Below are 21,833 nucleotides of genomic sequence, written 5' to 3'. Positions count from 1 at the left end.
CCGGGCGGGAGGGGTAAACGTTGAAACAAAGATTCGGACAACACTGAGACTGAAGCGATGCGCGGAGCGGACGGCTATACCGAGTCGATGTTCACGATGTCCAAGCTGGATGACTTCGTTCCAGTCAATCACCCGTTGCGGCCGATTCGGCTGTGGTTGAACGATGCGCTTGCACGCATGGATACGGTCTTTTCGCGTATGTACGAGAGCGACGCGAAAGGCGGTCGCCCGAGCATCGCGCCGGAGAAGCTGATTCGGGCGCTGCTGCTGCAAGTGCTGTATTCGATTCGCAGCGAACGCATGCTGATGGAGCAAATCTCCTACAACATGCTCTTTCGCTGGTTTGTTGGTCTGGCGATGGACGATGCGGTGTGGGATCACTCCACCTTCAGCAAGAACCGCGACCGACTGCTGGTTCACGACGTCATTGTTAGCCTGTTCAACGACACGGTCGAGACGGCACGCGTGCGTGACTACCTCTCGGGCGAGCATTTCAGTGTCGATGGCACGCTCATTCAGGCCTGGGCAGGACACAAGAGCTTTGTGCCCAAGGCAAAGTCGGACGACGATACGCCGCCTGACGGAGGTGCTGGCCCCCACGAGAACTGGCATGGCGAGAAGCGCAGCAACGACACGCATGAGTCCAGCACGGACAGTCAGGCGCGGCTGTTTCGCAAGAGTCGTGGCACGGGCGCGATGCTTTGCTATATGGGGCACGTGCTGACCGATAACCGGCATGGCCTCGTTGTGAACGCGCAGGTAACGCAGGCCAACGGCACAGCCGAGCGAGACACAGCGGCCGAGATGCTTGTGGACGCTGCGCAGTTTGCCGATGCATCGATTACGGTCGGCGCTGACAAAAACTACGACACGGCTGGCTTTGTGGCAACGTGCCGCGCAAATGGCGTGACGCCGCATGTGGCGCAAAACGATGGCCGTGCGGGCGGCTCGGCCATTGACGGACGTACAACGCGCTGGCCCGGCTACGCCATCAGTCAGCGCAAGCGCAAATGCATCGAGCAGGTCTTTGGCTGGAGCAAGACGGTCGGCAGGATTCGGCAGGTGATGTATCGAGGGCTGCAGCGGGTTGACCAACTCTTCCTGTTGACTCAGGCGGCCTACAACTTGACTCGCATGCGCACGCTCGCCACTAAAGCAGCGTAGGAGCGAAATTCGGTGAGAAGATGACATTGGTTCCACCTGAGTTAAGGACATCCGGCATCAAATCGACATGGACCAACCTCGCGCGGCGGCTCGTTGGAACGATGGGCCGCGTATCAGCGAAGTGTATTTCAACAGCCTGCTAGTATCCTGTCCCATAAATAACTTTACGTAAATTCAGATTGTTCTATGATCGAATTCACGGCGTGTTGGAGGCGATCATGGGACGTAAAGGAATCGAGGTTGTCGTGTCGGAACTGGAGCGAGAACAATTGCTGTCAATGAGCCGCTCGCGTTCGCTGCCTCATTCTCTGGTCCGCCGTGCAAAGATTGTTTTGATGGCCGCTGACGGTCATACGAGTCAAGAAATTGCAACGCAGTGCGAGGTGACACCGCCGGCAATTACGCACTGGAAGAAGCGGTTTGTTGCCCATGGACTTGCCGGTCTGCATGATGAAGCCCGTCCAGGCCGGCCTCGCACGCATGACGATGAAGCGGTAGCGGAACTCCTGGCGAGGATACTGCATGAGAAGCCGGATGGGGCAACGCATTGGAGCGTGCGGTCCGCTTCTGCGCAGACAGGGATTTCGAAGAGTTCGGTGGCCCGATATCTGTCGTTGTTCGGTGTACAGCCTCATCGGTCAAAAAGCTTCAAACTGTCTAATGATCCCTACTTCGTGGAGAAGGTGCGCGACATTGTCGGGCTGTACCTGAGCCCGCCGACCAATGCCCTGGTGCTGTGCGTCGACGAGAAGAGCCAGTGCCAGGCGCTGGAGCGTACGCAGCCGATGTTGCCGATGGGGCTGGGCTATCTCGAGGGGGTAACGCATGATTACGTCCGGCATGGCACTACCACTCTGTTCGCCGCGCTCAATACGGCAACGGGTGAAGTTATTGCGCAATGTAAGCCGCGCCACAGACATCAGGAATTCCTGGCGTTTCTCAGGCATGTGGACCAGGCAGTGCCTGCCGATCTCGATGTGCATCTGATCGTCGACAACTATGCAACACACAAGCATCCGAAGGTCAGGGCGTGGCTGGCCAGGCATACGCGCTACCACATGCACTTCACGCCGACTTACTCAAGCTGGCTGAATCAGGTTGAACGCTGGTTTGGCCTGATTACACAGCAGGCGATCCGTCGAGGGTCGTTCAAGAACGTGCGTCAACTCATCACCAGCATCGAGCGATATATCGAGCAGTACAACCAACACGGCCGGCCGTTCGTATGGACCGCGACCGCCGATTCAATTCTCCAGAAAGTGGCTCGGCTATGCAAAGTTATTTCTGGGACAGAACACTAGACTAAATACTTATTTCGATAGAGCGAAACACATGGGAACCACGAGTTTGCAGTATGAACCCAACGGAATCTACGATCGGGACCGCGCAGCACTGTTGCAGAAGGACCCGGGCGCCGTAGTGATGCTCGAGAGCCAGCATAGTGCGGCGCGATTCCGCACAGCAGCCGATGGAGGTTTGATGCAGCCCGCTGCATTGTGGAACACAGAAAGTCTTCCATCCGACTCGTCTGGCGATGCAGTAAAACTTTCGAAACCGAGCGTACAGGTCGATGCGCCGCAGTTCCAGACGCGTATCGTAGAACGCCTCAAACGGGAAATGGGAGATTGCCACAAACTGAGCAACATCCCGTGTATGACTGGCGTCATGGCAAAGATTATGCAGTTGACATCACTCCCGTTGGACGGCGCAGTAAAGCACGAATCGCGAGAAACGGGCACGACGGGCTCGCTCTGCGGCGTTGGCTCGCTCTTTGGCGAGAGTGCCGTTGAGACGGCGTTCCTGACCATGATTGATGTCGCGAATGCGCTGCAGATGTCGAAGAGGGCCGAGACAGAACTGGAGGGCAAGATGGCGGTTAAGATGCGCGCGGCCGCAGAGGCTAGTGCGCAGGCCACGAAAGCGCAAGGCATGGAGATGCTGCGCGGAGCCATCGCCGGCAGCGTACTGCAATGCGGGCTGGTTGGAATGGGTGCTCAACGGCAGTTTTCCGGTCTGAAAATCAAGGCCGATTCGATCGAGAATGAGCTCAAGCCGCAGGCCGAGCTGCGGCGATTTGATCGTGAGCAGTCGTCGATACTCCGCGGCGAGGGGGGCACGAAACTTCACGATGAATACGCAAGTGTCCTTTCTCAAGAGCGCGCGGAGCGAGAATGCCGTATCGACATGCACGGGATTAACCACCAGACGAACGAACTGATGGGGGATCGTTTGCGTGTGCAGGGAACGGTGTTGGATGCGACGGCCGGAGTTTTAAAAACCATGGTCGATGGAGTGACCGGTACGATGGTGCACAATCAGCTTGCGCTGCAAAAATTCGCCGACAATGACGAGACGGTCGCGAAATCGGTCTCTGATGCCCATCGCCAGAACGCTCAAACTATGCAAGACATGACGCAGAAGATCCTCGAGATCGCGATGAATACGGCGAATGATAACGCCACAGTCGCAAGCCAGGTAGCGTCAGCCATAAAGGTCTGAGGGAGCCGGACTTGCAGCCGCGACGTAGCCAGCCCGCCAGCATACGTAAAAAGGGGATTTACGGCCCATGCAAGCAGCGAAGGAAGGCAGCAAGCTTTCTTTTGACCGTGTGCATGGAAGGTGCACACATTTCGGATTGAGATGGCGATCGCGAGCTGCAGAATCACCGCCGTGCGCGCTGCAATTCAAGTTTGCCAATCGACGGTATGAGCACGAGCGGTGGGCGCTGCCGCGCTTGAAGATGTGATGCACAGCAGCATGCGCCGGAAAGAGCGGGGACTAAAGCCGAAACGCGAGAGCGATTTGTAAGAGGCAATGGATAACCGGTGGTGCAGCGCTCGAAGCCGATATTTGGATCGATTGCATGTGAAGATGTGCGATGCGCAATCGTTTTGACAACGACGTCAAATGACTGATAAGGTTATGTAATGAATGTGGCAAATTTCAATCCAGGATCGCTGCGTGGTGTGCATAGGTTGGAAGTCACGCAGCCCAGTGAGATTCCGTCGTTGAATGGTCACGACGATGCACCAGATGATGGCACGAAGAAGGTCTTGAAAAAAGGCGTGGCGCCAGATTTGCCTGCATCACCGGAACCGCAAGGAATGCCGAGCAATCATCGTTTCGATGCGCTGGTGGAAGCCATCAAGAACGGGGAGGGTGCCCTTACTGACTTTTCTTCAATTGTCGCATTCGTGACGAAATTTTTCGATGAGATCACGACCAATATTTTTGGACAATTGGGAGGGTGGACACATACATCGACGGACAAAAACAATAATATCTCCGTATATATAGATATCGATAAGATATATACTGCCTTTGACGATATATTCTCGAAGTACCCAGGCTATACCAAAAGCACTCCGCCTAGCAAAAACGATCCGCCTAGCAACGAAGATCGCGCCTTCTGGTTCCTCGCTACGGGCGGTGGTTCTGAGGGCTTTGATATCGACGGCACTGCGCCTGATACCGAAGGCACTCCGCCTCATTTCGAGGGGCCAATCGATACTGGCTTATCGGTCAAAATCCCCCCGACTCTTGACGAATGGAAGACACAGCTCTCCCCATTGTTCATCGTGGATGACTCGGGAAAGGTGTCTATCGAAACAGGCACGCTAAATAAGCTGATTGATTCCGTCCGAGACTTCGGCGGCAACGGCGGCGGCACGCCGCCCGGCGTCAATGCCGCAGCATACCAGGCATGGTCGACAGGCTTTACAGCGATAAAAGATCAGCTGCTTAACTCGCTTCAGGTGCTGACTGAAAAATATTCTCACCAGAATTCGAATTTTGACAGCATGTCGAAAATTCTCAGTTCGTCGATTGCGGCGACGTTGGAAACAGCAAGATCGTATTTCAATATCTGACTCTCTCCGACCGTGTGCGCTTCGCGATGTCGTCGTTCGTTGTTGCGAGGATGCGAACGGTTTTACCTGGAAAGCGGGAAGGAGAACCACAATGCTTAAAGCGGTGGCATACGGCTACGCAAGCGCTGGCACCTCGGCACAGACTGCAGAAGCTGTAGACCATGCGGAGTCGAGGAAGAGCGGCCCGGAAGAGGGGGCGAAACTTGGCGCGGTTCAGCACGAAATAACGAGCGCTGCGGATGAGCGTAATTTCGCAACCAGGAATCTTGACGATGCTCTCGGGCATCTGGAAGGGCTCGCGGCCGGCAAGGGCATTGATTTTCACCGGCTGTTAGCCACCAGCGTAGACGCGGATCGCTTCATCGTAAATGATATCGCGCGCGTCATCCATGCGCTCGATCAGTCAACCTTGGGCTCCGCAACGTCGGAGCAGATTCGGAACTTCGAAGGGGTGAAACAAGCGTTCGTGAAGTTCGTCGCCACTGCAGTTAAGGATCGAAAGAGCGCTCGGCCGTTCTGCAGTGAGGGCAGCTTGAAATTCAATGAATTTCGCCAGAAGCTTGCGTCGCTGACAATGAGCATCGGACCTGAAAGAATCGTGAGGAATTTCCGCGAAAACGTTGTATATCCGGCCACCGATCTCGCCCTAGGTGAACAAGGCTTAGCTACTTCGCGAGAGATCATGGATCGGGACGCGGCGTATGCGCAGCAGCGGATGTCGGCGCATGCCGCACGTACATCCCGAAATGCGACACATTCTGGAGTCGCCATTCAAACGCTGGCACAAGCGCTCTGTCATGAGACAAAGTTGGATCAACTGCTCAGAAATCCTCGTCGAGCCGAGCCGCGACATCACGTTCCTGTTGGGCGCGGGACGTCAGCTGTGGCGGGGTTTGGAGAAGCATCGACTAGCACCGAAGAGCCCCCAGTCCGCCATCCCGGGGTTCAAGAAGCGGATGATACCTTTGAGATCGCGGCCGGCAATCGGGTTCCCCGCCCGGCACTAGCGGAAATAGAGGAGTTGCGCGCGTCGGCAGTGGGTTCGTGCGAGAACGGGAGAGCACAGTCGCTAGTTTGCGCCGGAACCGATCGGTGGATAAAAGGCGCTTGCGGGAAAGAAATTCGCGTTGGCCCTAACCCGATAGTCTCGACAACCAAGGAGGCATTCGGTCGTTTTAGCTGGTTATCGGGGCTGCGTCAAACAGCCTACGATCTCCTTCGCCCTTCGCGCCGTGACGCGTCATTGCTCGACGCCTTGCTTTCCGATTCGAGGTGGCTGTTGCACACGTCCGCAATACCCGATAGGCAGGAGCCCCCCCCGGGTCACATTACCTGGCGCCAGGCGCGCTGAGGAACAACTAAAGCGCAGGGGTGTTCTTCGGGATCCCGATGAGGTGGAAAGGACTGCAGCGCATTGCCAAAGCATTGCGGACAGTGGCTTACGCCGACAGCCCTGGGACGATAGACGGGTTGCGGACACAGCAACCGCAAACATGCCAGATTCGATCACAGCGGAGTAGTACGGCATGCAACTCGATAACACTCCTGAGGACCAGGTAGCAATTGAGCATGCCCGGAAGCTGATTGCTCTTGCTTTGCATTCCGGAGGCGAGGCTCGGTGTGGATCTACGCCTGCGTGACGAGTTGGCAATGGATTCACTGGAGATAATCGAACTATCGATAAAGCTCGAAGAGCGCTGGGGCATCACCCTCGACGAGGCGATCCTGCCTCGTTTGGAGACTGTTCGCGACGTGGCGGTACTTATGGGGCAGTATATGTGAGGGCCGTGTTTTGTTTTGCTTTGCGTGAGACGCTATGCGTGTGAAGGAGCGCCGCGCTGCTGAATGTTCATCCGACGGAACAATAATGCGGAATTTAATACGGCAACGGAAAATATTTTCTACAATCGGTGTAGGAGTGGCTCACATCCTTTGTGCAATACTGGCAGGTTTCGGGCTTGCGGCGGGCACTTCCCGGGCGGATGTTATCGACAACGCGGCGCATCAGTATCGACTCAACGCGGATGTGCTGCGGGCCATTGCCTACTACGAATCGCACCTCAACCCGCACGCCTATCACCGCAACGTCAACCGCACGGTCGATATCGGCCTGATGCAGATCAATTCGATTCATATTGCCGGACTGCGCGCGAGGATGATCGATGTGAAAATGCTCACCGAACCTCAGCTAAATGCCAATGTAGGTGCATCTCTGCTTCGCGAGAGTATCGACAAGTTTGGGACCAATTGGCGTGCTGTAGGCGCCTATCATTCGCATAGGGAGGCGTTGAGCGCGCAATATGCGCGTGCTGTTTACGACATCTACCTTGCGCAGCCTTGGACCTATGCAAGACAGCGTGACAGCCGTCCGAGAAACCAGGTCGGAGTCATCGTACGGAATATCGACGTGTTCTAGTATTCCGTCCCAGAAAAAACTCTACGTAAATTCAGATTGTTCTATGATCGAATCACGGTGTGCAGGAGGCGATCATGCGACGCAAAGGAATCGAGGTTGTCGTGTCGGAACTGGAGCGAGAACAATTGCTATCAATGAGCCGCTCGCGTTCGCTGCCTCATTCTCTGGTCCGCCGTGCAAAGATTATCTTGATGGCCGCTGACGGTCATACGAGTCAAGAAATTCCAACGCAATGCGAAGTGACACCGCCAGCAATTACGCACTGGAAGAAGCGGTTTGTTGCCGATGGACTTGCCGGTCTGCATGATGAAGCCCGACCAGGCCGGCCTCGCACGCATGATGATGAAGCAGTCACGGAATTGCTGGCGAGGATACTGCATGAGAAGCCGGACGGGGCAACGCACTGGAGCGTGCGCTCCGCTGCTGCACAGACAGGGATTTCGAAGAGTTCGGTGGCCCGATATCTGTCGTTGTTCGGTGTACAGCCTCATCGGTCAAAAAGCTTCAAGCTGTCTAATGATCCCTACTTCGTAGAGAAGGTACGCGATATTGTCCGGCTGTACCTGAACCCACCGACCAATGCCCTGGTGCTGTGCGTCGACGAGAAGAGCCAGTGCCAGGCGCTGGAGCGTACGCAGCCGATGTTGCCAATGGGGCTGGGCTATCTCGAGGGAGTGACGCATGATTACGTCCGGAACGCCATTTCCACTCTGTTCGCCGCGCTCAATACGGCAATGGGTGAAGTCATTGCGCAATGTAAGCCGCGCCACCGACATCAGGAATTCCTGGCGTTTCTCAGGCATGTGGATCAGGCGGTGCCTGCCGATCTCGATGTGCATCTGATCGACGACAACTATGCGACACACCCGCATCCCAAGGTCAGGGCGTGGGTGACCAGGCATACGCGCTACCACATGCACTGCACGCCGACCTACTCAAGCTGGCTGAATAAGGTTGAACGCTGGTTTGGACACGGCCGGCCGTTCGTATGGACCGCGACCGTCGATTCAATTCTCCAGAAAGTGGCTCGGCTGCGCAAAATTCTTTCCGGGACAGAATACTAGAGGACGATTGATGATGCGCGTGTTGACGCGGTCATCGTGAAGACACTCGAGTCCTTGCGGCTTTTCACGCAATATTTCACTGCCTCGGATCAAGATGATCAATAAGCAACGAACTGCTAACTCATGGCACTAGCGTCTAACAAGGGAGAAAACGGGAATGGACCTCTCGAGCATTGGTAAGGGCCGCAGATTTTATTCTGAATCTGAATTGGATTGCTCATTCGAAAAGAAACCTGGACCGGACACCACCGAGGAGTTAGGAAACAGGCCATCGACATCAGAGGCTTGCGAGTTCATGACTTGCTCCCCTCACTCAGGGTTACCGCCCCGGCGTGATGCTAGAATAAGAGTCGAATCTGATGTCTCGCTGTACACGGGAGAAAACAGAGTATTTGTCGAGCAGAAAGACGCACTTTATGTACAAGGTAGGAACGGCCACTTTTACCGCGTTCCTCATAAGTATGCTTCTCTCTTCCAACGCTCACGAGGCACCTCATTTTCCTTTACTCAGGAGGGACTAGACAGTCTCCGTAAAAAATACAATATGGTACACGGCGTGCCGCCCTTCCTCTACGACTTGCTTAGCCTTAACACTGCCAATCCTCATCTAAAGCAAATATCAACGACACCACATCTTTACCCATATTTTAAAGATGAACGTTTCCTAATTGTACATAACGCAACTTATGACCCGACCTTTCAGGCGCTTAAAAGTCCACGCGCACAAAAATTGATGAATGAATCTGTTATGCTGGGCGGTTGGTTCATTCACCCCCATTTAAACTGCCTACGAGGTGAATCCCTTCAGTTGCTGGAAGAATTGTCTGATAATCGCGTTGACAATCCTATGTTGAGGAAGCTGCAAACTATCTACGCCAAAGGTGGGCAAGATGCAGATTTCTTGGAAAATCCGTCGTTGAATAGCGAACCTAGAAGCATAGGCGAATTGAGGAAGGACGGAGAGTATCTGGCCAGTATGTTAGACCTTGATAAAAGTCACGTCCCCTTACTCGAAAGTCTCAGACGGAAGGTGCGCCATCATTTGCAAGCACAATACGGCGTTAACGAGAATGATGATGTTGATTTATATTTCCATTTCCCCTATCCAGACTGCACGACCACCCTCCATTTGCATATTCGCGTCAATCAGGGTTTGCATCCTCTGGAGAAGGCGAAATCGTTTACACTTGACGAATTAATAGAAGGGTTTTTGTCGAAAAAAAAGATCGATGACATTATTTTGGAACGCCAGGCCACGTACGATGGTAAAATATTCAGGTATCCAGGTAAGAGCAACGAGGAATTTCAGAATCTCAAAGGCGTTAGCGTTTCGGATGATTCAGAGAATATTCATCGTTTGAAACGCTCATCAGATCAACCATTATTGATGCATTCGCGAGATGATCTTTTTTTAGAGCGCTAACAAATCCTAGAGAATGAAAGATCCTATGAAGCATGGCTGTCTCGACCGACCTGGTCGACGCCTAAAATCGGTGCGTCGACTCAGGCTCATAGGAGAGAATCATGCACGCAGAACCAGCATACACGACGGCGTTGTTGCATATATCCGGTGACTGCGTAGCGTCTGACGTTTACGCGCAACAGCCCGGATGGAGGCTTTGTCAAGTTGGCGAACGTAGACTGCACGCGTACCGCTAACGGTAGTTATCCTTATTAAATAGCCTTACCGATTGAGGCAGTTCCAGTCCAACCTACCATGTGGCGAAGCGTTCCTGGAGTGCGGCACGGTGACTTGCCGCTTTCATTCGATGTCTGGGTAAAGCAAAGTGCTGCCGGATCGGGCCGAACCGTGAGAGAAACGCCTGAGCGCGACGCGCATCGCGAAGGCCGAGCATCTGGCGTTCGCGTCTGCGGGTCGGCTGGTGGCTATTCTCGGCGCGGTTATTCACGCGTGCAGCCGCCTTGACGAAAACGTGCTTCACGTGAGCGAGCTCTGGAATCTCGGACTTCGCTGCCGGATAGCTGCGTAGCTGGTCAGTGACGATCCTGCGCGGCACCGGGTTTGATCGCAGCACCCGCCGGAAAAAGCGCTTGGCTGCGGCCTTGTCGCGTCGTTTTTGCACCAGAACGTCGAGTTCAGTGCCATGCTCATCGACCGCGCGCCACAGCAGATACGGCTCCCCGCGCAGCGTCACGAACATCTCATCCAGATGCCATGTGTTGCCCCGCTTGCGCCGCGCCGTCTTTGCGCGCTGGGCGAAACTTGTCGCACCAGCAACGGACTGTTTCGTACTTGACGACGACACCACGATCGAGCAACAACTCCTCCGTATCGCGCAGGCTCAGGCTAGAACCGGAAATACCAGCGAACCGCGCAGCTGATGACGATGGCAGGGATGCGGTGACCGTGATAAAGCGACTTTCTTTTCTTCATCGCTTCATTCTACCCCCGCTCGTGCGTCAACCTGACAGAGCCCTCGATTCCCTTGCGCCCCATGATCGCCTCCACTCAACATCACTTGCTCATTGAGCAACGCAATTCAATGCAAAGAATGAAAGATCCTATGAAGCATGGCTGCCTCGACGACCTAGTCGGCGCCTAAAATCTGTGCGTCGACCCAGGCTCATAGGAGAGAATCATGCACGCAGAACCAGCATACACAATGGTTACAGACCCAATCGTGCTTGCGGTGTCGCTCGAGCTTGCCGCGGCCAAATGGAAGGTGGCGCTAAACGACGGGCAGCGTAGCCGACCAGCTGTGCATACTGCGACGGACCGTGACGCTGCGGGGCGGCTGCAGGCCGTGCTGGACCTCATCGAGCGGCATAAAGCCAAGTGGATTCTGGCGCCGGATGCGCGCGTCGTCGTCAGCTATGAAGCCCGCCCGGATGCGTTCTGGATCTATCGCACGCTGCGGGCTCGCGGGATCGAATGTTATGTGGTCGATCCCGCGAGCATCCCTGTTGAGCGCCATAAGAGGCGCGCGAAGACCGACCGGCTCGATGCAATCAAGCTGGTGATCAACTTGCGCGCATGGCTGCGCGGCGAGCGCGACCGCATGCGCGTAGTTCGAGTACCGTCGCCCCAAGACGAAGCGTCCCGTCATCTGATGCGTGACAGGGCCCAGTTGCAAAAAGAGGTGCTACAACACCGCGATCGCATGCGCAAACTGCTGGCCACACTCGGCTGCTGGGAGAACGTCGAGCACAAGGGCTTCGTCAGCCGGCTCGCTGGAAATGAGGTGCGGTGCCACGACGGCACACCTCTGCCGCCAGAACTGAGCCAACGGCTATTGCGTGAGTGCGAGCGCCTAGCATTCGTCGAGCGGCAATTTGCAGCCCTTGAGACCGCGTTACATGGCAGTTTGCCTGCGGCAGCATCCAGCCGCGTAGAACATCTCACCAACCTCAAGGGCATTGGCCGGGTCGGTGCCCAACGACTCGCGCTCGAACTGTTCTGGAGATCCTTCGATAATCGTCGCCAAGTCGGCGCCTGCGTGGGCCTTGTGCCACAACCGTACGATAGTGGCGACAGTCAGGTAGATCAGGGAATCAGCAAACAGGGTAATCGACGGGTGCGCGCGTTACTGATCGAGATAGCGTGGTCGTGGTTGCGATATCAACCCGACAGTGCGCTCACCAATTGGTTTTATCAGCGAACGCAGGCTATGTCCTCGAGTCGCCGAATTCGGCGGGTTGCGATCGTAGCAGTCGCGCGCCGACTCGCGATTGCCCTGTGGCGTTATCTGAAGGACGGCGTCCTGCCAGAAGGTGCCCAGCTCAAGTCGGCATAGCTCGCACACATTAGACGAAACGCAGTAACTGGTTAGCCGGCTACGCCAGCATAAAGGATCTGAAGTGTACGCGTCCGTGGAAGTCCCTGGTTATCTGTGGGTAACCGATTGAAAGATGGGACGCGTGCCCCGGAGAGATCTGGGCGAAGCGCGCATGCAGGATGAGGCTGGTCACACAGCGGGCCAGCGGATAGAAGGTGAGTGCAGACTAAGGTCTCACGAGCGCGATTGATCAGCCTCAGATTCGTCATGCACGGTTAGCTTGCTCTACCATCGATAACTCGTTACCCACATGATATGCAATTCCAAACATTGGAGGCCGGACCGTTTGTCAATCTGCTCAGCAGCTTGACAAACGGATGCTCATAGAAGGGACTTCCCCGTCCCGAGGCTGCGGCGGAAGCCGCGAATCGGCATCAACGTGCCATGATGAAGTTTCGAGCGTTCATCATCACCGACCGGAGGGGAAGTCATGTCTATTGTTACTCTCGGAATCGATCTCGCCAAGAATATCTTCGCCCTTCACGGTGTGGATGGGGCTGGCAAGATGGTGTTGATCAAGCCCCGGGTCTCGCGCAATCAGTTGGTGACGTTGATCGCACAATTGCCGCCGTGCCTGATTGGCATGGAAGCGTGCTCCGGGGCGCATCACTGGGGTCGTGTCTTCCAGCGGCACGGACATACCGTCAAGCTGATGGCGCCCAAGCTTGTTGCGCCCTATCGTATGTCCGGGAAGCGCGGCAAGAACGATGCTGCAGACGCGGCGGCCATCTGCGAGGCGGTGACGCGTCCAAGCATGCGTTTCGTGCCGCTTAAGGATGAACATCAGCAGGCAACGCTTTGCCTTCACCGCACCCGGCAAGGATTCGTCGAGGAACGGACGGCGGCCTATAACCGGATCCGTGGCCTGCTTGCCGAATTCGGCGTCGTCCTTCCGCAGAGTCCGGAGCGTTTGAGAAGAGAGGTTGCGCCTAACATGGATGCATTGCCGGGATGGGCGCGACGCTGCATCAGCGATCTGCTCGCGCATGCCGACAGCATCGAGAATAGGCTCGTCGAATACGACCGGGCAATCAGCGAAATTGCGCGGCATGATGAGCGCAGCCGGCGGATGATGCGATTGCGTGGAATCGGGCCGACCTCAGCCAGCGCATTACTTGCGAGCCTTGGTGCCGGACATGACTTCAGGAACGGTCGGCAAGTAGCAGCGTGGCTCGGACTGACGCCCGGCCAGTACAGCAGCGGTGGCAAGTCGCGGCTTGGTAGTATTACGAAGGCAGGCGATGCTTACCTGCGTGGCCTGCTGGTAAATGGCGCGCGCTCCGTCATCGCCAGCCTTGGAGAGAAGCAGGATCGATTCAGCCGCTGGGTTCGAAGTCTCATGGAACGTCGCGGCTACTGGCGTACGGCTGTCGCGATCGCGGCCAAGAATGCGAGGATGGCTTGGGCAATCCTGAAGTTCGGCGACGATTTCAAGCATGAACCGCTCACCGCGTGAAGCTACCGCGCCGACAAATTGCCATCTCAAATTGATCATGGTCACGATCGGATAGAAGATCACTTTGCACTGCCAGCGGTGATGTGAAGCGGGTTGGACCCGCGCGGGACGTACCTGAAGAAATGACTGGAATATCCATTTCCGGGCAAAGAATGAGGCTCCCGCGCGCGTCTTTCATCAGGGTCCGGACCAAGGCGTCCGACATGAGCGGTTGTAGTACCGCAGTCCTTCACCTTCTCACACGACGCCGGCAAGGCTGATAGGAACAGAAAGCCACGTAGGGTGCTTGCGCTCAATGGGGAAGCCCTTGTAGTTATTTCTGGGACGAAACACTAGGACTAGGGCGCAGCTAAAATGATGGGGCGTAATCGTGAGCAAAGACGTGAAACGCGGGGCTAGGGTTTGTAAATAGTTTTGTAGGGGTTTGTATACTCGTGAAAGCGTTGCTAGGAATGGGTTTGCGGCGCATTCGTCTGACTTTTCCCCACGGAAAAATGACGTTTGCCCACTTAGTCGGGCGAATTCCCACTGTTGTCCACAGGCATCTATTCTGACGTTTTCCCACTAGCAGAGGATAGTTCTGACGGGTTCCCGCCATCCCCGTTTCTGACGAAATTTAATGGTGACAGAATGTGGGCTTTCTGTCATCGTCGAATCCGGCTAGGTCAAGTTAGGAAGCGTCAGAATGAAAGTACGGGAAATGCACGATAGCGCGCTCTCCGAGCGGTACGTTAACATGAGCAATGCCCTCACGCGTGCCGCCCAAGGCCTCAAACTGATCGAGAAGCGGCTGATATCGGCCGCGATCGCTCAAAGCGATTCGGTCGAACTGCGCAAGCTGGCGGCTGCCTTGGGACCAAACGAGGGGTGGCGGGTAAAACTGTCCGCGCAGGAATACGCAGCGGCCTTTGCCGTCGACCAGCCGACGGCTTACGTGCAGCTTCGGGAGGCCGCAGAGTCGATCTTTAACAAGTACATTCGTACCGTAGAACAGACACGCTGCGGCGAAAAAAAAAGAGCGCAAATACCGGTGGGTCTCCGGAAATACGTATCACGAAGGCGAGGGCTGGGTCGACGTCAATTTTTCGCCTGAGGTCGCGCCATTCCTGTTGGGCCTGCGCACGGAATTCACAACCTACAAGCTCAAGCATACCGCCGCGCTGCGGTCCGTCTACTCGTGGCGCCTGATGGAGATGTTCGCCCAATATCGGGACACTGGCCTGGTCCGTATTAGCTTCGACGACTTTTGTCATGCGATGGATGCGCCCCCGAGTTGTGTCAAAGACTTTGGCCAGGTGCGACGACGCATAATCGACGTCGCCGTCGACGAGCTGACCGGCAAGGATGGCCTGCTTATCGAGTGGAAGCCAACCAAGCAGGGCGGCCGAAAGGTCACTGGCCTGGAGTTCCGGTTTAAGCCGAATCCGCACCTGTTCCTTTTCTGACACCAACTCATGACGCACGACTAGATGCTGATATGACTTTCGCAGTCAAGTACGCAAGCCTCCGTTGTGAGTGTCCTTTTGCTTTTCGGTGAATCTGCTGGGGGCGGCGCAGCCTGTAACGTCGACGGTGGATCCGGCTGATATCCGTGGGCTGGCTACCACATTACAGGGTGCCGTCGTGTGAACCTGCCGCGCTCTATGTCCGAGAGTCTGGCCTGGAGGCTGTCTCGTAGTATCTTGGCGGATTGTTCACGGACCGTGCTGCGCCGTCCTCAGCAGACTGTTGTTCCTCCGTTGAATGTGCGATGGGTGCCATTATCAATGCGTGCTCGATTGAGGCTCGGTCGGGAGTGAGGTCATGCGCGCAATATCCCACACGAATGCGGCTAGCTCCCGGGCGACCGCGGTCACCGCGACGTTGGAATGCTTGCCACGTACGACCAGCCTGCGATACCGCTTGCACAGCCGCAGCAGTGCATCCCACGCGCGATCGATGATGGCCTTGGGCAGTCCTTCATGGCGTCGCTGGATGACGGGGCTTACCTTGGCCGGGTGACGGTACGACCATGCCGCTTCAACCAGCAGGTGACGCGCATGGCCGTTGCCCGCCTTTGTGATGCTGCCCAGCCTGCGTCTCTGGCCCGAGGAATGTTCGGATGGCGTCAGACCAAGCCATGCAGTGAGCTGCGCGGCAAGCCTGGGCGCACACGGCATCTGGACGAAGTCTTCGTTACGTTGCGCGGTGAGCCTTATCTGCTCTGGCGGGCAGTCGAACCAGCACGGCGCCGAACTCGACATCCTGCTGCAGAACATCGCGATAAGGCCGCAGCAAAGCGCTTCTTCAACCGCCTGCTGGCCGCCTGTGCCGACGCGCCACGAAGGATTGTCACCGATCAATTGCGCAGCTATCCGGCCGAAGGCCGAAATTCCCGAACTGGCAAACATCAAACACGTCTTCGTCAAAGCCAGTGCCCGGGTGAACAACCGTGCCGAAAACAGCCATCAACCTACGCGTGAGCGCGAACGCCGGATGCGTGGTTTCCGCGATCCTGGTCGCACACAAGCATTCTTATCGAGCTTCGGACCGATTCGCCAGCACTTCGCGCTCAAGCGACATTTACTGCGTGCCTCACTCTATCGCAAACAGCTCGCCGCACGCTTTGCCGGGTGGCATCGCTTCACTGGGCTCACCCCAGGGTCCGTCCAATTTCTGAGCAAACCTACCTCCTGTGCGCTTTTGCGTCTCGTATACCTTAACGTGACAGCGCCATCCGCGCGCCTACATGGACAAACGGCCCAGCTGAGCCGCTTACTTTGCACCGGAACCCCAGACCCGTACGCTGTAGGGTCGCGAGCGGGTGCCCTGTACCTCGCTGACAGTCGCGCGACAATGGGCAGGCTGTCTCGGATTCACAGTGGCAGGCTGACGATATCCTTGGCTGGACGCCTACACGCATGCGGTGATCTGTTGCATTTGTCGCAAATGCGACGTTGAGAACATTAAAGCTGCCGCTTCGGAAGACTCGTTGGAATACCGAACTGACGCGGGATTTGCCGCCTCATGCATACTTGGCACAAAAAATGCGGGCCAAGAGAGAAATTAGTGGGTGCGGCAGCAGGCAGCGATGTGCAAGGCGTTGCACATCGCCACGGCCAACTCGTTCAACGTAGCGATCGTTAGGGCTACACAATGATAGCGTTATCGAAAGGAGAGGCGGGCGAAGGCCATGCTGCCCACGGAGAGCTATCCTCCCCGGCATGAAGGCCGGGGTTCCCCGCGCATTCTAATGAAAAGATTTTTTCTATCAATCGCCTCGTTTGTGTTGCTACTGTCGATGACGGTGACCTCAGCCGCTGCAGCCATGGCTGCCCCCGCGCCGTTGCCGGAGTGGAGCGTGTTGATTTTCATGAACGGGAAGAATAATCTCGAACCGTTTGCTCTGCAAACCTGGAGGCAGATCGCGAACGCGGGAAGTACAGACGAGGTGGCCATTGCCGTCGAGTTCGGACGAATCGGCGATCTCGATGAACCCGGTAGCTGGGGCGACGTGAAGCGCTTTTTTTCGAGAAAGGCATGACTCCGGATGCGGCGAACGCAGTACAGGACCCAGCACAGCTAGTGCGGAATGCGGACATGGGCGACTTCGATGCATTTCGTGAATTCCTCGCATGGGGAAAGCAATACCATCCTGCGAAGCACTATATGGTGGTTGTTTGGAATCACGGAGCGGGGTGGCGCGCGAACCGAAAGTCGTCGGCTCCGATGCGATCCGTGTCGCTCGATGAAGAAACTCAACATACACTTTATAACGTCGACGTGCCCAATGCGATGCAGCAGGTATTTGGAGAAGAAAAGATCGACGTCGTTGGCTTTGATGCTTTTCTAATGGCGAATCTAGAAAATGCATACGAGTTGCGCTCGCGAGCGAGTCATTTGGTTGGAAGCGAGGAACTGGAGCCGGGCGCGGGATGGGACTACGGGTTCCTCGGCGAACTCGTCAAAAATCCGGCGACGAGCGGGAGCGATTTGTCCATATCGATTGTCGCACCCTACGCAAATTACTATACCGCTAACCCGTCGGGCCACGTGACACTTTCCGCAATCGATCTTGGTAAAGTCGTCCAGATTGTCGAGGGGCTAGATCGAAGTGCCGCGTCGATCGAGGCCAACGCGCCGGTCGCATTCGTGCCACATCGAGCGCGGTGTCGTTGTCAGTTACGAGACGATCCGCCGCTGGTGCGACAAATTCGGCGTGGGCTTCGCACATCGCGTCAAAGCTGCCCGCCGCAAGCCTGGGCGCAAATCGATCAACCGCTGTTGTCGATGAATACGGAAATCGACGGCTTGATTCAACGGACGGAAAATGTTCCCGGATTGCCGGCGGAACACAAAGCTGCAACCGCTCTGCAAGGGCGGGTTACGGAACGGCGTGGGCAATTTTCGCACAGGAGGGCCCGATAATTTCAGACCTCGTTTCGACCGAATCGCGGCTCAAACCTAGAGGCATCACAATGCCGAGAACCAGCGGACTCTGAATCCGACCGTGGCCCGCGTGCTCAACGCCTGCATTACCCGCTTGATGTGATCCTGATGGCGTGCGCTGGTATGTGGCCTAGTCTAGGCATCAGCAAGCGCGGGGACAAGAATCTCAGGCGCTTGTTGGTGCAGTGTGCCCGAGCCTACATGCAGCGGCTGGACCGGCAGACCGGACGGCTGGCAGAGTGCACTCAACGCTCATGCGTCGACATTCCAACGTGGTGGCCTGTGCGCTGGCCAACAAGCTGGCGCGCACCGCCTGGGCACTGGCGATGCATCAAAGGACGTTCAAGGCAGGATGAGGCGAAATGCGCCCCCGAACGTTTGGTCTACTGCTGTACCGACGTATCCATCTGGTTTTGCGATGACTGAGAATTGATGACGTGAACGGCATAACGGCCTGACAGACAACCTGTGATGTAAATCGGCCTTCGAGGCCGAGTCAGTTTCAAGGACTGTCAGGCGCGACTCTCATCGTGGCGCGAGGAGCACTTTCTTCAAACGACGCCGGATACATTTAGGCAGGCCAATCACGCCGTCAAGAATCAGCGTTGCAAAAAGGGAGGGGACCATAGATTTACATTGGCGCCAACAGCGTCATTCTACCCCAGCTACTGCGTCAACCTGACAGAGCCGTGCTAGGCCTTGCTGAAGCAGTGTTGAGTTGGCGAGTCAGCCGCAACAAGCTCCTTGAAGCGGTCGTTTGCTTGCCCTGTTGCCGCATTGTGATGGAAGCTTGTGGTGGAGCACGTTACTGAGCTCGCCGGTTACGGCGATGGGACATCGAGTGCAGACCATCGCGCCACGATTCGTGTCCGTCGCAGGTGAGCCTGAACGCCAACGTTCGTCGGTGTGAACTTTTCGTTAAATGGATGACCGTTTCAATGAAAATGAAACATAACGCCAGCTTGACCATCGCCGCGATCTTTCTGAGCGCGGGTTCCGCCGGTGCGCAATCGCTGGCGACCGGCGATAGCCGGTCGGTCAGCGAACCGACCTATCCCGGCGTCTGCAAGACGCTGTACGCGAATTTCTCCAGCTCGCAACGGTCGTCGCCGCCGCCTACCGACGACACGAGCCGCATTCAGGATGCACTGAATCAATGCGCGGGAACCGGCCAAAGCGTGATGCTTGCGCCATCGGGTTCCAGCGATGCGTTCTATACGGGCAGCCTGACGATCAATGGCGCGGGCCTCGCGATTAGCGCGGGCGTGACGCTGCTCGGCAACAACTACGCGAGCAATGCCAACCTGTTGCAATTTTCGGGCACCAATGCATCGCTGCTGGGGCCAGGAACGGTCGACGGGCGCGGCGACATCATCTCCGGGACGCCGAGGCTGGTGCAGGCAAGCAGGATTTCAAACTTCATCGTCTGCAACGTCACGCTGGCGCAGGCCGCGCATCCGAATCTGTACGTGGAAGGCGGCAACGGTTTCACCGCGTGGGGCGTGTCCATCCGTACGCCCGCGACGCGCAAGAACGCCGACGGCATCGATATCGATAGCCTCACCAACGCATCGGTGATCAACTCCGACATCGAGGCCGGCGACGACGGCATCGCGATCAAGGCCAACTCCAGCAACATCTCGAACGTCACCGTTGCCAATACTCGGCTGCATGGCACGCACGGCCTTTCGGTAGGCGGCATCGACAAGAATACTGTGTCGAACATCCTCTTTCAGAACAACTACGTGTACGGGATCTGAACGGCACGCCGTCGACCGACGCCAACGGCATCAACGTGAAGACCGGCCCGTGCGCGCTGACGGTGAGCCAGGTGAGCTACGTCAACACCTGCATGATCAACGTGAAGCATCTGATCGTCATGGACACCAACTACAACACCTGCACTGCAGGCGGCAGCCCGTCGCTCTCGAACATCGTCGTGAACGGCGCGTATGCGACCGAATCGCTGTCAGGCGCCTACACGAAGATAGACGGGCGCAATTCGGACTACCCGGTCAATGCCTGGCTGGCCAACGTCAGCCTGGATGCGGCCGCGCAAAGTGGCGACCAGTATGCGAATGTCGGCTTGTATAGCTCGAACGTCACGCCCTCCGGAACTGGCGTGACCACGTCGAGCTTCACGACGATGGGAAGGGTGCCGAGCTGCTCGTTCTGATACCGCCAAGCCGCTGAGCCCCCATGCGACGGAACCGTTCAGCGGTCCGCGCACATGGAAAAACAGGATATCCATGCAGCTTCATAGCCATATCGAACAAGAACGCCGTTACATGCGGCACTTTTGCATCATGGCCGTCGCGGTCGTCTGTCTGATAGCCGGCGTGCTCCGGATTCTGCAGTCCAATCCGGAGCACGCCGTTGCTAGTCCGGTGAGCGAGACGCGCCCGGCCGCCGCCGCGTTCGGGCCGGCTGACTCGTTCGGCTCCGCACCGAGCGTCGGACGTGACGATTCGGGGCTCGCCGTCGCGGAAAAACCACGAACTGATCGTGAATGCCGCGCTGCTAGACCGGATCAATGTCTTTCTGCTGGAGAAGACTGACGCCGATCGTGCCGATCAGTTACGTGCGTGGCTGAAAAGCGAACTGCTGTCGCCGGCGTACGGCGAAGCGGTGCAGATCGTCGAACGTTATCAGACTTACATGAAAGTGCACGACGAGTTGCTCTCCGTTCAACATCTTGCCGGCGCGACGGATGCATCGGCAGTCGATATCGAACGCGTTGCGGTCTGGTGGTCAGCAGCGCGAACGCTTGCGGCGAAGCATACTGGGCGATGCCGTCGTGCAGGCGTGGTACCAGAACGATGGCGCGCAACTCGATCAGGCTCTTCAAGAGTGGCGGCAGCGCGCCGAGGATGATTGGACGCCGGCATTGTCCGCGCAGCCGCCGCGATATCCGGTTCCTCACTGGCGCAACGAGAGCGACGAAGAGCGCGATCGCCAGTACCTGCTGCGTGTATTCACGCAACGACGAGCTTCGAGACGTTGACTCGCGACTCGAGGCTTCGACGCCTGGCGCTGGTACGCGAGTGACGCTTCCCGGGCGCGGCACTTGCGATCGTCGATCGGCGCGCCTTTCCTCTGCATGGGCTTGCCTGCTTCCTCGCTCGTTTGCGGATCGCATGCGTGGATCGTGCCGGCCAACAGTCGTGCTGATGACCGTAAATTCTCCGACGCTGCCCGTCTACGAGGCGCGGTAGCTTGTGATGGAGCAGAAACTGGCGGGCACCAAAGTCACCGGGTCGGTCGCGGTTGACGACATGGACAACTTCTTTCCCCGCCTGCCGGGCGGCATGGGGTATGCAACCCGGGGGGTGCCCCTATGTCATTCGTCAAGCGTTAGTGTTCTGTCCCAGAAATAAGTTTGCATAGCCGAGCCACTTTCTGGAGAATTGAATCGGCGGTCGCGGTCCATACGAACGGCCGGCCGTGTCGGTTGTACTGCTCGATATATCGCTCGATGCTGGTGATGAGTTGACGCACGTTCTTGAGCGACCTGACGTTGCCCGCGAATTTCGTATCCGCTAACCGAGCGTTTATTATGCCGCTTGCTTTCGCTGGGCGGCGTGCCAGTTTTGTTCAAATTGCATCGGACTGACGTAGTTCAACGTCGAGTGCAGACGC

18 protein-coding genes and 6 pseudogenes are annotated in these 21,833 nt (G+C 56.7%); 22 read left to right on the top strand and 2 right to left on the bottom strand.

Translation table 11 applies throughout. From position 1 onward, the window contains the following. Positions 1–57 precede the first annotated feature (57 nt). From AB3X99_RS39665 to AB3X99_RS39625, 9 genes are all read left to right on the top strand, one after another. Positions 58–1,164, top strand: coding sequence for an IS5 family transposase (locus tag AB3X99_RS39665; RefSeq protein WP_368661916.1), 1,107 nt, complete (start codon positions 58–60; stop codon positions 1,162–1,164). A 218-nt stretch (positions 1,165–1,382) separates the two neighbouring features. Then, the gene (locus AB3X99_RS39660) at positions 1,383–2,465 is read left to right on the top strand and encodes an IS630 family transposase (RefSeq protein ID WP_368661915.1); all 1,083 of its coding nucleotides are present in this window, start codon (positions 1,383–1,385) and stop codon (positions 2,463–2,465) included. 31 nt (positions 2,466–2,496) lie between these two features. After that, a complete protein-coding gene (locus AB3X99_RS39655; protein ID WP_368661914.1) occupies positions 2,497–3,663 on the top strand; it encodes an IpaC/SipC family type III secretion system effector in 1,167 nt (388 codons plus the stop codon). Between the two features lie 428 nt (positions 3,664–4,091). Beyond that, positions 4,092–5,033: an IpaD/SipD/SspD family type III secretion system needle tip protein gene (locus tag AB3X99_RS39650; protein WP_368661913.1), complete on the top strand. Its 942-nt coding sequence runs from the start codon at positions 4,092–4,094 to the stop codon at positions 5,031–5,033. 91 nt (positions 5,034–5,124) lie between these two features. Continuing rightward, positions 5,125–6,384, top strand: coding sequence for a hypothetical protein (locus tag AB3X99_RS39645; RefSeq protein WP_368661912.1), 1,260 nt, complete (start codon positions 5,125–5,127; stop codon positions 6,382–6,384). 299 nt (positions 6,385–6,683) lie between these two features. Next, entirely contained in the window at positions 6,684–6,815 is a 132-nt protein-coding gene (locus tag AB3X99_RS39640) for a hypothetical protein (RefSeq protein ID WP_368661911.1), read from the top strand. Positions 6,816–6,951: 136 nt separating this feature from the next. Next, entirely contained in the window at positions 6,952–7,449 is a 498-nt protein-coding gene (locus AB3X99_RS39635) for a lytic transglycosylase domain-containing protein (protein ID WP_368661910.1), read from the top strand. Positions 7,450–7,523: 74 nt separating this feature from the next. Further along, the gene (locus tag AB3X99_RS39630) at positions 7,524–8,513 is read left to right on the top strand and encodes an IS630 family transposase (protein ID WP_368661909.1); all 990 of its coding nucleotides are present in this window, start codon (positions 7,524–7,526) and stop codon (positions 8,511–8,513) included. Positions 8,514–8,670: 157 nt separating this feature from the next. Beyond that, the gene (locus AB3X99_RS39625) at positions 8,671–9,936 is read left to right on the top strand and encodes a hypothetical protein (RefSeq protein WP_368661908.1); all 1,266 of its coding nucleotides are present in this window, start codon (positions 8,671–8,673) and stop codon (positions 9,934–9,936) included. A 289-nt stretch (positions 9,937–10,225) separates the two neighbouring features. On the opposite strand, the pseudogene AB3X99_RS39620 reads toward AB3X99_RS39625, so the two are convergent. Continuing rightward, positions 10,226–10,908, bottom strand: a pseudogene (locus tag AB3X99_RS39620) (IS6 family transposase). Positions 10,909–11,113: 205 nt separating this feature from the next. Here AB3X99_RS39620 and AB3X99_RS39615 point away from each other — a divergent pair. From AB3X99_RS39615 to AB3X99_RS39595, 5 genes and pseudogenes are all read left to right on the top strand, one after another. Further along, positions 11,114–12,268 (top strand): IS110 family transposase, encoded by a 1,155-nt coding sequence (locus AB3X99_RS39615; protein WP_368661907.1) that lies wholly within the window; start codon positions 11,114–11,116, stop codon positions 12,266–12,268. A gap of 472 nt (positions 12,269–12,740) precedes the next feature. Then, the gene (locus tag AB3X99_RS39610) at positions 12,741–13,766 is read left to right on the top strand and encodes an IS110 family transposase (protein ID WP_368661906.1); all 1,026 of its coding nucleotides are present in this window, start codon (positions 12,741–12,743) and stop codon (positions 13,764–13,766) included. 685 nt (positions 13,767–14,451) lie between these two features. Next, positions 14,452–14,859, top strand: coding sequence for a replication initiation protein (locus tag AB3X99_RS39605; RefSeq protein ID WP_368661905.1), 408 nt, complete (start codon positions 14,452–14,454; stop codon positions 14,857–14,859). Beyond that, positions 14,840–14,905: pseudogene (locus tag AB3X99_RS39600) on the top strand (hypothetical protein); the annotation flags it as partial. The gene AB3X99_RS39605 and the pseudogene AB3X99_RS39600, both read left to right, overlap by 20 nt. 48 nt (positions 14,906–14,953) lie before the next feature. Next, complete coding sequence (locus tag AB3X99_RS39595) at positions 14,954–15,211, top strand: replication initiation protein (protein ID WP_368661937.1); 258 nt, start codon at positions 14,954–14,956, stop codon at positions 15,209–15,211. Positions 15,212–15,529: 318 nt separating this feature from the next. On the opposite strand, the pseudogene AB3X99_RS39590 reads toward AB3X99_RS39595, so the two are convergent. Further along, a pseudogene (locus AB3X99_RS39590) lies at positions 15,530–15,895 on the bottom strand (transposase); the annotation flags it as partial. Between AB3X99_RS39590 and AB3X99_RS39585 the strand changes: the two are divergent. The 8 genes and pseudogenes from AB3X99_RS39585 to AB3X99_RS39550 all read left to right on the top strand — a co-directional run bounded on the left by AB3X99_RS39585 (position 15,806) and on the right by AB3X99_RS39550 (position 21,068). Next, positions 15,806–16,228 carry a DDE-type integrase/transposase/recombinase gene (locus tag AB3X99_RS39585; RefSeq protein WP_368661904.1) on the top strand — a complete coding sequence of 141 codons (423 nt, stop codon included), beginning with the start codon at positions 15,806–15,808 and terminating at the stop codon, positions 16,226–16,228. The pseudogene AB3X99_RS39590 and the gene AB3X99_RS39585 sit on opposite strands and share 90 nt — an antisense overlap. Positions 16,229–16,938: 710 nt before the next feature. After that, a complete protein-coding gene (locus AB3X99_RS39580) occupies positions 16,939–17,289 on the top strand; it encodes a hypothetical protein (protein ID WP_368661903.1) in 351 nt (116 codons plus the stop codon). Further along, a pseudogene (locus AB3X99_RS39575) lies at positions 17,286–17,864 on the top strand (clostripain-related cysteine peptidase); the annotation flags it as partial. The gene AB3X99_RS39580 and the pseudogene AB3X99_RS39575, both read left to right, overlap by 4 nt. Before the next feature lie 43 nt (positions 17,865–17,907). Beyond that, a pseudogene (locus tag AB3X99_RS39570) lies at positions 17,908–18,009 on the top strand (IS6 family transposase); the annotation flags it as partial. 320 nt (positions 18,010–18,329) lie between these two features. Next, positions 18,330–18,550 (top strand): annotated as a pseudogene (locus AB3X99_RS39565) (transposase); the annotation flags it as partial. A gap of 522 nt (positions 18,551–19,072) precedes the next feature. Further along, on the top strand, positions 19,073–19,954 hold the full coding sequence (locus AB3X99_RS39560) for a glycosyl hydrolase family 28 protein (protein WP_368661902.1): 882 nt from the start codon (positions 19,073–19,075) through the stop codon (positions 19,952–19,954). Positions 19,955–19,989: 35 nt separating this feature from the next. Beyond that, positions 19,990–20,370 (top strand): glycosyl hydrolase family 28 protein, encoded by a 381-nt coding sequence (locus AB3X99_RS39555; protein WP_368661901.1) that lies wholly within the window; start codon positions 19,990–19,992, stop codon positions 20,368–20,370. 284 nt (positions 20,371–20,654) lie between these two features. Next, positions 20,655–21,068 (top strand): hypothetical protein, encoded by a 414-nt coding sequence (locus AB3X99_RS39550; protein WP_368661900.1) that lies wholly within the window; start codon positions 20,655–20,657, stop codon positions 21,066–21,068. Positions 21,069–21,833: the final 765 nt, after the last annotated feature.

Source organism: Paraburkholderia sp. BR10882 (genome assembly GCF_040948855.1).
Lineage (GTDB): Bacteria > Pseudomonadota > Gammaproteobacteria > Burkholderiales > Burkholderiaceae > Paraburkholderia > Paraburkholderia nodosa_A.
This window is presented reverse-complemented; position numbering and strand designations above follow the sequence as displayed.

Coding starts and splice junctions, on each gene's coding strand:
- AB3X99_RS39640 (WP_368661911.1), top strand. CDS start 6,684: ATGGATTCACTGGAGATAATCGAACTATCGATAAAGCTCGAAGAGCGC.
- AB3X99_RS39655 (WP_368661914.1), top strand. CDS start 2,497: ATGGGAACCACGAGTTTGCAGTATGAACCCAACGGAATCTACGATCGG.
- AB3X99_RS39625 (WP_368661908.1), top strand. CDS start 8,671: ATGGACCTCTCGAGCATTGGTAAGGGCCGCAGATTTTATTCTGAATCT.
- AB3X99_RS39630 (WP_368661909.1), top strand. CDS start 7,524: ATGCGACGCAAAGGAATCGAGGTTGTCGTGTCGGAACTGGAGCGAGAA.
- AB3X99_RS39610 (WP_368661906.1), top strand. CDS start 12,741: ATGTCTATTGTTACTCTCGGAATCGATCTCGCCAAGAATATCTTCGCC.
- AB3X99_RS39615 (WP_368661907.1), top strand. CDS start 11,114: ATGCACGCAGAACCAGCATACACAATGGTTACAGACCCAATCGTGCTT.
- AB3X99_RS39665 (WP_368661916.1), top strand. CDS start 58: ATGCGCGGAGCGGACGGCTATACCGAGTCGATGTTCACGATGTCCAAG.
- AB3X99_RS39595 (WP_368661937.1), top strand. CDS start 14,954: ATGGAGATGTTCGCCCAATATCGGGACACTGGCCTGGTCCGTATTAGC.
- AB3X99_RS39585 (WP_368661904.1), top strand. CDS start 15,806: ATGGCCGTTGCCCGCCTTTGTGATGCTGCCCAGCCTGCGTCTCTGGCC.
- AB3X99_RS39650 (WP_368661913.1), top strand. CDS start 4,092: ATGAATGTGGCAAATTTCAATCCAGGATCGCTGCGTGGTGTGCATAGG.
- AB3X99_RS39580 (WP_368661903.1), top strand. CDS start 16,939: ATGCTGCCCACGGAGAGCTATCCTCCCCGGCATGAAGGCCGGGGTTCC.
- AB3X99_RS39645 (WP_368661912.1), top strand. CDS start 5,125: ATGCTTAAAGCGGTGGCATACGGCTACGCAAGCGCTGGCACCTCGGCA.
- AB3X99_RS39660 (WP_368661915.1), top strand. CDS start 1,383: ATGGGACGTAAAGGAATCGAGGTTGTCGTGTCGGAACTGGAGCGAGAA.
- AB3X99_RS39605 (WP_368661905.1), top strand. CDS start 14,452: ATGAAAGTACGGGAAATGCACGATAGCGCGCTCTCCGAGCGGTACGTT.